Annotated in this window: 14 protein-coding genes; 11 read left to right on the top strand and 3 right to left on the bottom strand. The window is 62.7% G+C overall.

Translation table 11 applies throughout. The annotated features are described in order from the left end of the window. Positions 1 to 63: 63 nt before the first annotated feature. Entirely contained in the window at positions 64 to 540 is a 477-nt protein-coding gene (locus tag WBA38_RS11805; protein ID WP_424322774.1) for an FABP family protein, read from the bottom strand. 87 nt (positions 541 to 627) lie between these two features. Between WBA38_RS11805 and WBA38_RS11800 the strand changes: the two genes are divergently transcribed. After that, positions 628 to 1,380, top strand: a complete 753-nt coding sequence (locus WBA38_RS11800) for an alpha/beta fold hydrolase (RefSeq protein ID WP_424322773.1) — start codon at positions 628 to 630, stop codon at positions 1,378 to 1,380. A gap of 25 nt (positions 1,381 to 1,405) precedes the next feature. Here WBA38_RS11800 and WBA38_RS11795 read toward each other — a convergent pair whose 3' ends face one another. Together WBA38_RS11795 and WBA38_RS11790 are read right to left on the bottom strand one after the other, a co-directional pair. Further along, the gene (locus WBA38_RS11795; protein WP_424296422.1) at positions 1,406 to 1,933 is read right to left on the bottom strand and encodes a DUF4334 domain-containing protein; all 528 of its coding nucleotides are present in this window, start codon (positions 1,931 to 1,933) and stop codon (positions 1,406 to 1,408) included. A gap of 22 nt (positions 1,934 to 1,955) precedes the next feature. Beyond that, entirely contained in the window at positions 1,956 to 2,879 is a 924-nt protein-coding gene (locus WBA38_RS11790) for an oxygenase MpaB family protein (RefSeq protein WP_424296420.1), read from the bottom strand. A gap of 104 nt (positions 2,880 to 2,983) precedes the next feature. Between WBA38_RS11790 and WBA38_RS11785 the strand changes: the two genes are divergently transcribed. The 10 genes from WBA38_RS11785 to WBA38_RS11740 all read left to right on the top strand — a co-directional run bounded on the left by WBA38_RS11785 (position 2,984) and on the right by WBA38_RS11740 (position 11,673). Further along, on the top strand, positions 2,984 to 4,045 hold the full coding sequence (locus WBA38_RS11785; RefSeq protein ID WP_424322772.1) for an o-succinylbenzoate synthase: 1,062 nt from the start codon (positions 2,984 to 2,986) through the stop codon (positions 4,043 to 4,045). 110 nt (positions 4,046 to 4,155) lie between these two features. After that, positions 4,156 to 5,493: a cytochrome P450 gene (locus WBA38_RS11780; protein ID WP_424294150.1), complete on the top strand. Its 1,338-nt coding sequence runs from the start codon at positions 4,156 to 4,158 to the stop codon at positions 5,491 to 5,493. Next, on the top strand, positions 5,493 to 6,086 hold the full coding sequence (locus WBA38_RS11775) for a TetR/AcrR family transcriptional regulator (protein WP_424322771.1): 594 nt from the start codon (positions 5,493 to 5,495) through the stop codon (positions 6,084 to 6,086). The genes WBA38_RS11780 and WBA38_RS11775 overlap by 1 nt, the downstream gene beginning before the upstream one ends. 33 nt (positions 6,087 to 6,119) lie before the next feature. After that, positions 6,120 to 7,016: an SDR family NAD(P)-dependent oxidoreductase gene (locus WBA38_RS11770; protein WP_424322770.1), complete on the top strand. Its 897-nt coding sequence runs from the start codon at positions 6,120 to 6,122 to the stop codon at positions 7,014 to 7,016. After that, the gene (locus tag WBA38_RS11765; protein WP_424294153.1) at positions 7,006 to 7,599 is read left to right on the top strand and encodes a hypothetical protein; all 594 of its coding nucleotides are present in this window, start codon (positions 7,006 to 7,008) and stop codon (positions 7,597 to 7,599) included. The genes WBA38_RS11770 and WBA38_RS11765 overlap by 11 nt, the downstream gene beginning before the upstream one ends. Positions 7,600 to 7,628: 29 nt before the next feature. Then, positions 7,629 to 8,105: a hypothetical protein gene (locus WBA38_RS11760; protein WP_424322769.1), complete on the top strand. Its 477-nt coding sequence runs from the start codon at positions 7,629 to 7,631 to the stop codon at positions 8,103 to 8,105. Next, the gene (locus tag WBA38_RS11755) at positions 8,102 to 8,719 is read left to right on the top strand and encodes a hypothetical protein (RefSeq protein ID WP_424322768.1); all 618 of its coding nucleotides are present in this window, start codon (positions 8,102 to 8,104) and stop codon (positions 8,717 to 8,719) included. The genes WBA38_RS11760 and WBA38_RS11755 overlap by 4 nt, the downstream gene beginning before the upstream one ends. Beyond that, complete coding sequence (locus WBA38_RS11750) at positions 8,719 to 9,324, top strand: hypothetical protein (protein WP_424322767.1); 606 nt, start codon at positions 8,719 to 8,721, stop codon at positions 9,322 to 9,324. The genes WBA38_RS11755 and WBA38_RS11750 overlap by 1 nt, the downstream gene beginning before the upstream one ends. 57 nt (positions 9,325 to 9,381) lie before the next feature. Continuing rightward, positions 9,382 to 10,581, top strand: coding sequence for an NAD(P)/FAD-dependent oxidoreductase (locus tag WBA38_RS11745; RefSeq protein ID WP_424294159.1), 1,200 nt, complete (start codon positions 9,382 to 9,384; stop codon positions 10,579 to 10,581). A gap of 309 nt (positions 10,582 to 10,890) precedes the next feature. Next, positions 10,891 to 11,673: a hypothetical protein gene (locus WBA38_RS11740; RefSeq protein WP_424322766.1), complete on the top strand. Its 783-nt coding sequence runs from the start codon at positions 10,891 to 10,893 to the stop codon at positions 11,671 to 11,673. Positions 11,674 to 11,717 lie beyond the last annotated feature (44 nt).

Raw genomic sequence — 11,717 nt, 5'->3', positions numbered from 1 at the left:
ATGTCAGACATAGTGCGGGAATCGACGCATCATGCGAGAACTCAGGGGAGCGGAGCGACGCGCTTAGTCCGCGCGGGTGAGTTCGGCTCGGAGGTGGTGGCTGATGGGGACGTCGGCGTAGGCCATCCACAGGTCGTAGACGAGGGTGTCCGGGGACGTCAGTTCAAAGCGGCGACGGACCGACAGGACCTGCTTGGCGTCGGGGGAGACGCCGAGCGTGTGCTGCACAAATTCCAGAATTGTCGGGTGTGCAGGTGCTCGCTGAAGTTCGGCGAAGCCGGTGGGCTGGGCGATCACCAATTCAATGTGGTTAGACCCGGCCAGCCGCAAATAGCCGGTCTCGGTATGCATCGGACGACCACCGTTCGGGGCGAAGGTCTTCTGCCGATAAAACAAGAATGGCTTGCCGCTCGGGGACAGTTCGATCTCCTCGTCGTAGACGAAGCTGTCGATGGTGGCGTAGTGGCCAGCACCGGAACCGCGCCAATTGCCAGCGAAAGCCGCGAGTGGACCCAAGACATCGTGCGAAGAATCGGACATGCTGCCAGGCTATCCCCACCTCGCCGACGACGGGTAGGCGCCGGTACCGACCAAAGGCGCAGAACGCGAAAGTTCTAACCTGGTTTGATGCGCATGATTGTCAGTGCAGAGCCCCACCTGCCCGATCTGGCCGTTGGCATCTCCGGTGGCCTCACCGGTGCCCCGCCGGTGGTGTTGGTGCACGGAATGGGCAGTGACCACACCACCTGGGATGCCGCAGTCCGGCAGTTACGGGCAAGCCGTCGTTCGACGGTCGCCATCGACCTGCGCGGGCATGGCCGCAGTTCCCGCGCCGACAGCTACTTGCTCGACGATTTCGCCGCCGACATCTCCCGCGTTGTTGATGACCTGGGGCTGGAGGAAATCGACCTCGTCGGACATTCGCTCGGCGCGCACGCAGGACTGCGCTACGCGATGGGAAATCCGGAGCGGGTACGTCGGCTCGTCCTTGAGGAAGTGCCACCGATGCCGCGCGACGAAGCCGACCTTGCCGAGCACATCGCACCCACCGCGACGTTGGGGGAGCGGGTCCGCGGGCTTGGTGCGCTCATCGCTAACCCGGCCCCATATCTGCGCTTCGACCGCGCGGTGCCCAACCTGGTCACCGAACAATTCAACGTTTCCGACCCGGCATGGTGGGACGGGCTGCAGGCGGTGACGGCCCGGACGCTGGTGGTGTCGGGTGGCGACCGCAGCTTCCTGCCGCCGACACATTTGCAAGACGTGGCGCAGGCGCTGCCCGATGGTCGTTTTACGACCATCCCCGCCGGGCACAGTGTGCACCGCGACCGTCGAGCCGAGTTCCTTTCGGCCCTGTTAGAACATCTCGACGTCAGCTAGCGGCTGACGGGCCGTCAACGGTTGATCAGTCCCGTTCGAGTAGGAAGAAGTAGGGGGCTGGCGAGTTTCGCAGGTCCATCGCACCCAGGACCGCGTCCTCGCTGAGTTTGCGGAAGTGGTCGATGATGGGGAGATCGTCGTAAACCATCGCGGCGCTGACCATCCCGCGGTATTCGACGGCCCGAGTTCTCGCCCGATGTTTGCGGGTAGATAGCGCGCGGAAGGCGACATCGCTGCCGGGAATCGAGCGTTTCGGCACTTTGGGCCCGACGTGATTGAGCGTCGACAGCGGGATCAGCTTCGGGTTCACCGGATACAGGTCGCCGGGTTCGCCGAAGAGCAGTGGGTGCACGTGGTCGGCATCGTCGAACTGCTTGCCGTACCAGCCGGAAATCGCGAGGAGGCCGTCCATCGGGTGGCCGGTGGGAACTTCGGTGCCGTGCCAGCGTCCCGACATTTCAGCGACGGTGACGGCGGGTAGGGAATCGAACAGGGCTTCGGCGTCGGCTCGGGCCAGGCCGGTGCTTAGCTCGTCGACGGTGGGTGTGCTCATGGGGATCTCCTTAATGCGCAGGTCAGTTGTGTAGCTTGCGAGGATCGACGCCGGTACGCGCCCATCCCTCGGCCGCCCATTCGATGTACAGGATCTTGATGGGAAGCCGATTGAACACCGGGTTTGCAGCGCGCATGAAGGCGGCGAACCGATCGAAGCGGCGTTGGCGCTTGACGTTCCATTCGAGCTCGCATACCGCGCGCATCTGGGGTGGCAGCGTGCCGATCAGGATGGTCTGCACGGCACCGTTGAGCGGTGCGCCGAGTACCCGCCAGACGGGTTTAGGCATCCATTTGGGGCCGGGAATGCCCTGCCGGAGGTAGCCGGTCGCATACATGATGGTCCGGGTGGGGACGAATTTGTCGCACATGGTTTCCCAGTACGCGCGGAACTCCTCGTAGGTTTGCGGCTGGCTGCGCGAAGAGACGCCGTAGAGGTCGTACCAGGTTTTGCTCTCCTCGAAGATCTGGACTTTCTCCTCGTACGACAGTCGTCGGATAAACGTGTCGGTGATGTAGAGAACTTGGTCGACGAAGGTGGCGTGCGCCCAGTAGAAGAGTTCCGGGTTGAGGGCGTGATAGCGCGAACCGTCGTTGATGGTGCCTTTGATGTCGCGGTGGAAGTCACGAACGCGGCGTCCCCACTGATGGGGTTCATCCGAGTAGACGGTTCGCATGATTGGCGGTCCGGAGCGCCTGGCTCGGCCAATAAAGTCGTTGAAGATCACCGAGTGGTCTTCAACGCCCTGGGCGAGTTGCTCGATGCAGTTCTCGGTGCCCGCTAGCCGCTGGAATCCGAAGAGGCCGCGGATATCGCCGTAAAACTTCCAGACGAGGGAGTCGGCGCCGAGTCGGAGGTCGATGGAATCGATATCGACTTCGGTCAACTCAATGCAGGCCGGTTCGGCTTCGCGGATGCCGGTCTCGAATTCGTCGAGGGTTGTCATGAGGCCACTGTACTTCCTTTATGACACAGATGTAAAGAACTGTGTCATTGTGTCCAGGCTGGGGTGTCGAGGGAATTGTCGCTGGGCTGGCCTACCCTGACGATATGGTCTTCTCTTCGCCGGTTGGACGGAACAAGGAATCAAATGTCGGCGCGACCGACGATCGGAAAAAGGGTGTCCCGACCTTTCGTTTGACGCCAAAGAATCCACCGCCGCCGGGAATGCCGACCGCCGACGACCTCCTCGACACGGCCAAGGTGGTCTCGCTGCCGATGCACACGCGATTCCGTGGCACGCGCGTCCGGGAGGCGCTCGTCTTCCAGGGGCCTGCCGGGTGGGGCGAGTTCGCACCCTTTCCCGAATACGACGACGCCGAAGCTAAGACCTGGCTTGCGGCCGGGATTGAGGCGGCGTTTCTCGGTCCGCCCGAACCAATCCGCGAGGAAGTTCGAATCAATGCGACCGTTCCCGCCGTCCCGGCCGAGGATGTCGCCGCTCTGGTCGCCCGCTATCCGGGCGTCGACACGGTTAAGGTCAAGGTCGCCGAGCCCGGCCAGAGTCTCGCCGACGACGTCGCTCGCGTCGAGGCCGCACGTGAACTGGTGGGCACTGTGCGGATTGACGCCAACGGCGGGTGGGGTGTCGCCGAGGCTATTGAAGCCATCAAGGCTATTGGTGATGTCGAGTACGTGGAGCAGCCCTGCCGCACGGTCGAGGAATTGGCTGAGGTTCGCGGTTCGGTGAAGGCGCTGATTGCAGCTGACGAGTCGATTCGCCGCTCCGGCGATCCGCTGCGCGTCGCGACATTGAAGGCAGCCGATATCGCAGTATTGAAGGTGGCGCCGCTGGGCGGTATGCGGTCATTGATCGCGCTCGCTGGCAAGTTGCCGATGGACGTTGTTGTCTCAAGCGCGCTCGACACCGCGATCGGTATTGCCGCCGGTGTCGACGCCGCAACGGCCCTGCCTGGTCTGCATCGCGCCTGTGGATTGGGTACCGGCGAGCTCTTTAGTCGGGATGTGGCGTCGTCGTTCCGGATTCACCATGGAGCCATGAAACGCCGTCGTATACAGCCGGGCCTCGATCTGCCGTTGGCTTCCGCCGAGCGGGAGCAGTGGTGGCACGACCGCCTCCGTCGCTGCCATGAGCTGCTGATTCGCCGCTGATTGCGACGAAATTAAAAAATGTCCCAAGAGCTATAGACACAGATCGTCGCCTTTGTTTCAATAGGGGTATGGGCTGCATCACACCGATGTGCCACTACCGAGGAGGAACGATGGGTGCAGTGCTCGCTCAGGCAGACGCGGAAAGCAGTCTGAAGGCGGTTCCGTTCAGTACCCGCAATGGGATTCTGGAAATGATGCGGATGCGGCGTGATCCCTTTGCCTTCTCGGCTGAGCGTGAGCGCAAATACGGCCGTGTTTCCGGCATGAACGCGCTGGGGATTACCATCGTGACCTGCTCTGGGCCCGACGCGGCCAACCAGATCTTGATGAACAAAGACCGCGCATTTGCCAATGGGCCAGCCTGGACCTACCTGATCGGCCCGTTCTTCAACCGCGGCATCATGCTCCTAGATTTCGACGAGCACCGCGACCATCGCCACATCCTGCAACAGGCCTTCACGCCGAAGGTCCTCAAGGGGTACATGGACGAATTGCAGCCGATGGTCGCTGATCGAATCTCCCGGTTCCCGACCGGGCAGGTGAAGATGCTCTCCGAACTGAAGCAACTGACCCTCGACGTTGCGCTGGAGGTGTTCCTCGGACTGGAACTACCGCAGGACGAAGCAGATCGCCTCAACAAAGCGTTCATCGAGACCGTTCGCGCCGGCGTTGCCTACGTGCGCAAGCCCATCCCCGGCGGACGCTGGTGGAAGGGCATTCGTTCGCGCAAGATCCTCGAAGAATTCTTTTACGCGCACATTGACGAGAAGCGTGCCACCCTCACGCCCGACCTATTCTCGGTGTTGTGCCACGCGGAAAGTGAAGACGGGACGTCGTTTACCGACGAGGACGTCGTCAACCACATGATCTTCGTTCTTATGGCTGCCCACGACACTACGACCATCACCATGACGCAGATGTCGTACTGGATGGCTAAGCATCCCGAATGGCAGGAGAAGGCGCGGGCACAGTCGTTCGAGTTCGGGGACAACCTCGAGTACGCGGATCTGGCGAACCTCACTGTCATCGACCTCATCATGCGCGAATCGCTCCGACTGTGTCCGCCGGTGCCAGCGCAACCGCGCATGGCCATGAAAGATACCGAGGTCAACGGCTACTTCATCCCCGAGGGGACCTTCGTGGTGGTGCCGCAGTTGGCGAATCACCGGAGTGCAGAAATCTATTCGCACCCCGACATGTTCGACCCCGAACGCTTTGCGCCCGATCGCGCCGAGGACAAAGCGCATCGAATGGCGTGGATCCCGTTCGGCGGCGGCGTGCACAAGTGCATTGGGCTGTACTTTGCGCAGATGCAGATCAAGACGGTGATGCACCAACTATTGCGCCACTACGAATGGTCAGTGCCGGAGGGCTACACCATGCCGATGGACTACAGCGCCCTACCGGTACCGAAGGACAAACTGCCGGTACAGATGCGTCGACTGTAGTGGGCCCGACCTCCCGCAAAACGCGGATCAAGGCTTCGGTGCCGCAGCAGGAACAGGACATCCTCGCGGCGGCGGCGGCCGAGTTCACGGCCGTCGGTTATCGCGGTGCCAACATGGACGACGTCGCTGCGCGCGCCGGTGTCAGTCGGTCGACGCTGTATCGACGCTTCCCGAATAAGGATGCGCTGTTTCGGGCGGTGGCCGTCGAAACGTTCGAAGTCGGCGTCGCTGCCCTGGAAGACGCAGTCGTCGGATTGCCGCCGAAAGAAGCCGTCGTCGAGATCTTCGCGCTCGGCGCGGAGATGGTTGAGACTCAGCCGCTGCTGCGCCGGATGGTTCACGAGGACCATTCGGTACGCCAGGTTACCGACAGCATTGGGTCGCTGTTTATTGAAATGGTGACAGCCCGCGTCGGCGCAACCCTGCGGGCGTGCGGAGCGGAAATGCCCGACGACGATCTCCTCGAAGCGGTCGAAATTCATGTCCGCGTGGTCATTTCCTACCTGGAAGTGCCCGCCAGTGACCCCGGCCGGTGGGACCCCGGCTACGTGCGACGAGTCGCCGAGAAGCATCTCGCGCCAATGATTTACTAGACCCCTTTTTCGCCTCGATCTTTGGGAGTGTGCATGTCATTTTTCTCTCGTGCCGACCGTGCTGACGCACGTTTGGCTCGTATCCGCGCCGGCGTGGCAGGCAAAGTCGTTGCCATCACCGGTGGGGCCCGCGGAATTGGTTTCGAGATCGCTACCGAACTGCTCGACGCCGGTGCCCGCGTGGCAATCGGTGATATTGATGCCAGCGCCGTCGCCAAGGCTGCCGCGGACCTCGGGATCGAGGGTCTCGAACTCGATGTCACGAGCAGCAAATCGTTCGAGGAGTTCTTTGACGAGGTCAGCGAGCTGGTGGGCCCGGTCGATGTGCTGATCAATAACGCGGGCATCATGCCGGTCGGGCCGTTCCTCGACTACCAGGAGTCGCTGATCCGCTCGACGCTCGAGATTGATTTGCTCGGCGTCATTCTGGGAAGTCGGACCGCGGCGTCGCACATGGTGGCCCGCGGGCACGGCCAGATTATTAATATCGCGTCGGTTGCCGGTCGTCTGCCTACGCCGGGCCTGACCGTCTACAACGCGGCGAAGGCCGGGGTCATTGAATTCTCCGAGGCGCTCGACGCGGAACTGTCGGCCCAGGGGGTGCGGGTGTCGTCAATCTTGCCGACCTTCACCAACACCGGCTTGATTGAGGGCCTGACCACCAACTCGATGGTGACCGTCGTCGAAACCCAAGTGGTGGCGCAACAGGTACTCGCGTCGGTGGCAAAGGTCCGGGTCCGGGTCGCGGCACCGCGTTCGATGGGTTGGGTCAACGTGTACCCGATCTTGCCGCAGGCCCTCAAGCGCTCGATCACGAATAAGTCGGGGGCAATTTTCCTCAACCCCGACCCAGACACCCGGTCGGCGTACAGCAACCGGATCGGACAAAGTGTCGGCAGGAGTCGATACGCTAGGCCGCGTGGGGATTAACGAATCGGACGACCTATGGGGTCAATGGCGTCGTTCGCGCAAGCAGGTGCGCCGGGCGCGCCAAGACCTATCAGAGGCAGAGGCGTCGGCGGGACTGCGTGCCACGCTGCCGCGTCGAACCAAAGCGATCATCTCCGGGATCGGTGCCGCCTTGATAGCGGTGGCGGTAGTCGGCATTTGGTTTTGGGCGTCGGCGCCCACGCAGTACTCCGACGCCGACTACCTGGCGGCTGCCACCAGTCGCGTCGACCTACTCCTCAATGTCGATGCCAACGACCCCGACCGGGCTCGCCGCATCCTTACCGGTGCGACCGGTGAGTTTCACGACTCGTTTGCCCAGTCGGCCGACGCCTACACGACCTATGTCAAGAGTTCGGGTGCGCACGGTAAGGGGACGGTCGATGCGGCGGCCGTCTCGTATCGCTCCAACGAGGGTGCCGACATCATGATTGCCGCCAACGTCCAGGTCACCAAGGGTGAGTCGACGACGGCACCCGCACCGATAGAGCCCCTGCGCCTGCTGGTCAGCATGGTTCCCGAAGACGGCGTGCTGAAGATCTCCGGGCTGGTGTTGGTCCCGTGAGCACAGTGATGAGGTACTTGCGTAAACCGATGAGTCCTCGCGTTGTCGCGGCCTGGCTGGTGGCGACGCTCGTCGTCGTTGCGGCGGCCATCGCGTTCTGCGTGCAAGGATTCGGTGCTAAAGAAGCCGCAGCCAGTGATCTCCGTGCCGACATCACACTGCAGAAGGAGGCGGGCGGCATCATCGCTGACGTCTTCTCCGTCGACTCCCGCTCGTGGTCGAACGACCGTCGAACAGCCAAGGCGCTGGTTGCGCCGCCGCTTTCGGTGTCGGCGAGTGAAGCGCTCGACGGGCCACCCCCGGCCGGGACGACATCGGTCAATTGGGTGCCGGAACAGGTTGCCGTCTCCTGGGCCGACGACACCGCAGGCGAAGTGCTCGCCGTCGTCCGAGTCACGGTCACCGAGCGGGGCGGCCAGATTCAAAGTCGAATGAAGTCGGTGCAAGCCTCGTTTGTGCGACCCGATGGCCGTTGGCTTCTGAGCGGATTGGAGGAACTCCAATGACCGAGGAATCCACACGCCTGCGGCACGCCCGCGAACGGTACGACGATGCCTTCTTTGCCGAGAAGCGAGCTCGTGAAGCAGCCGAACCGATCCGCGAGCAGCGTGCCCGGCGCGCTGGACTGCTCACCCGGCTGACCGCGTTCGCCGGTGCGCTTGCCGCCATCGGACTGGTGGCGGCGGGCTGGTGGGCCCATAGTGACGCCAACGATTCAGCGGCAGTCACCGCCGATGCGATAGCCGCCCGGGCTGCTGCCGAACAGGCGATTGTCACCATGCTGACGGCCGACCCGAGCCACGCGAACTCCTACATAGACGGGGTGCTTGCTGTCAGCACCGGCGATCAATCGATCCGCCTGAAGGGGGCCCGCGAGGAACTCACCGCGCTCGTGAGAGGTCTTGCAGGGCCGACAACCGGACAGATCGTTTCATCCGGAGTCACCGGCATTGAAGCCAACAGGGCAGGCAACGATAAAACCGAAATCCTGTTGGTCGCACAAACCACCACCCCCGAACTCGTTGGCGGAACCGGGAATGACAATCGAGTGGGACTAACGGTCACGATGGTGCGCGACGGCGATCAATGGAAGGTCCAACAAACGAGGACGGTGACCTGATGGGCGCGCATTCAAAAACGGAAGCCGGTCAAGAGCCAACCCCGCACGAACCAACCCCGCCACAACCAACACCCCCGGCGAAGCCCGGGTACCGGTGGCGCAACCAAGTCGCCGCAGATCGTCGATTCACGATGCTGTGGGCCATCATTGCCTTAGTCGCAGTGGCCATTGCCGCTCTCACCTTCACTGTCGGAGCGCAATCGCGTGCCGAGCCTGCACCGGAAGATCCAACGGCCGTCCGCGCCGCAGCCGATGCCATCACCTCCCTCATGACATTCAGCCCCGATCAAACTGCCGAGCAACGAGAGAGCGTGGCCAACCAACTGACCGGCATCCTCGCCGCTGATTACGCTGCTCGCGGCCCCGACGTCGTTTTTCCGAACGCTGTCGCTTCCAAGGTTTCGATGAAGACGACGGTGTCCAGTGCGGCTCCCGGTTCTCGACATGATGAACTGATGACGGTGCTGGTGTTTGCCACGCAGGAAGTTACGGTGGGCCAAGCGCAGGACTATCCGACTCGCATCGGTATTGCCCGGTGGGCCACAGTCACTAAGATCGGCGACGTTTGGCGACTGTCGAGACTGCAAAACGTTTCGCCGCAATAATTCTGTGACCGTCAAAGGTAGACGGTCACGATCAACGACGATGGGGATGTGAAGCAAGTGGTGAAATCACCGATGGTGATTGTGGGGGCAGGTCTCGGTGGCATACGGCTGGCCGAGAACCTCCGCAACGGCGGATACGAGGGTGAACTGATGCTGCTCGGGGCCGAGCAGCATCCGCCCTACGACCGTCCGCCGCTGTCGAAGACGGTTCTCACCGGCGACGACGAACGCGTCGACCTCAAGCCCGCCGACTACTTCACCGAAGCCGACATCGACCTGCAGATGGGGGCGCGCGTTGTCGCTGTCGACCCCTCCGCACATGTGGTCAGCGTTGAGCGTGACGGTGTCACCGAAAAGTTGGAGTACGGGACCCTGGTCCTCGCCACCGGCCTCGTCGCCCGTCAATTCCCGGGCACCGACGGCGTCTCCGGGGTCCACGTGATCCGCACCATCGAGGACTCCCTCGCCCTGCGCGCTGACGTCGCGGCCGCCAAGAACGCTGTGGTGATCGGTGCTGGCTTTATCGGCTGCGAGGTGTCCGCGAGCCTGCACAAACTGGGCGTTAACGTCACCCTGGTGGAGCCGACACCGGCGCCGCTGTCCGGGCCGCTCGGTGCCGAGATCGGGGCCATGGTGACGCGTCTGCACGAGGAAGCCGGTGTTGACCTGCGCGTCGATGTCGGTGTCGACGAGATCCTGACCGACGGCGGTCGTGCCGTGGGCGTTGCCCTGTCGGACGGCAGTCGCGTCGATGCCGACGTGATTGTGGTCGGAATCGGCGGATACCCCGACGTCGACTACCTGCAAGGGTCGGGCATTGAGATCGCCGATCGCTCCGACGGCGGCGGCGTCGCCTGCAATGCTGTCGGTCGCACTAGCGATCCCGATGTTTATGCGCTCGGCGATTGCGCAAACTGGCGCGACGTGGACGGTCACCCGCATCGCGTCGAGCATTGGACGCACACCGTCGATCACGCTGCGCTGGTGGCCGCGCACCTGCTCGGCCACGAGATTCCGCACCAGCCGGTGCCCTACTTCTGGTCGGATCAGTACGGGCTCAAGTTTCAGATGCTCGGTTCGCCGCGCTCAGATGACGAGGTTCACGTCGTCGACGACGATGGCCGCAAGTTTCTCGCGTACTACAGTCGCGAGGGTCTGCTGACCGGTGTGGTTGGGGCTGGCCGGGTCGGCAAGCTGATGAAGGCGCGGCAATTCCTGGTGACGCCGACTCCTGTCTCGACGCTGCTCGACGCGTGATTGCGTCCTGAATCTGCGCGGTCCTGTCGGACGATTGGGTGATACGTTTTTGCGCCAATGACCTGGGGAAAGTCTGCTCTCTGCTGGGCGTTCACGTGACCCGCGTCAACTTTGGGTCGAATCCGGCGCTGCATCGCACTCCGGGGTTGGACATCCCTCGGTGACGCCCTGCATGGTTGGGTCCATGGAATCGGGTGCTAGTGCGGCGGGGGCGGCAATCTGCACCTAGTTCGCTACTCGAGCGTCCGGGAACCTCCCTCCTGGGCGCAGCAGCCACTAGACAGTACAGATCGAATGGAGCATGACCCCATGTCCAAGACCACCTTGCGGACCCGCGCCATCAGCATTGCTGCGGCCGCCGCCATCGCCGGCGGCGGACTCGCCGTCGTCCCGAGCATTACAGCTGGTAACGCTTCGGCGGCTCCGTGCATATCGGAGTCGACGAATCAGGTCAGCGATGCAGTTATTCCGCGTATCAAGTACAACTTCGCGAAGTCGACTGCGAAGTCTGTGGGACAGGGTACGTCGGTGACCTACCAAGTATCGCTAAGCACCACCGGTGCCGGAAATCCGTACGTTCAAAGTGTCTGGGACAGCCCTTCTTCAAGGCTCGATGGGGTGAAGCCCACCGTCAAAGTGAAGGCCTTCACCCTCATCGGCGGAATCCTCGGTGGCGGCGGTGTCCTTGGCAACCTCCTCGAGGAGAAGTCGGTTGACCCAGCGGGCGTAGTTAAGGAAACCGATGGCTGGAGAATCTCCCACACAGGCTGGTCGGTCTATTCGGGACAGGCCTACGTCGCCGAGTTCACATACGCGCTTCCAAAGAACCTCGCTCCGGGTGCTCAGATTGTCAGCGGTGGCGCTACGTTTAGGGGAACCCCCGACTGGTCGATCAGCACACTTCGGATGCCGAAAATGACCGCCTGCACCACCGTCCGCGCTCCTAACGCTGGTGAAGCAGCCCTCGGCAGCCTCGACAAGAACGGCCTCGGCTCCGCTGAGGGCCAGCTCTCGAGCACCGGCTCGCTCTCCGACGTGCTTCCGGGCATCATCGGCGGCGTCATCGGCGGCCAAGGCGAAGAAAAGAAGTAAGAAACCAGCCTTACAGGCGCGGCTCGGTCTGTCACTCACGTGAC

This window comes from Gordonia sp. (in: high G+C Gram-positive bacteria) (assembly GCF_049647785.1).
GTDB lineage: Bacteria > Actinomycetota > Actinomycetes > Mycobacteriales > Mycobacteriaceae > Gordonia.
Note: the sequence above shows the minus strand (reverse complement) of the source record. Positions and strands in the feature narration are given on the sequence as shown.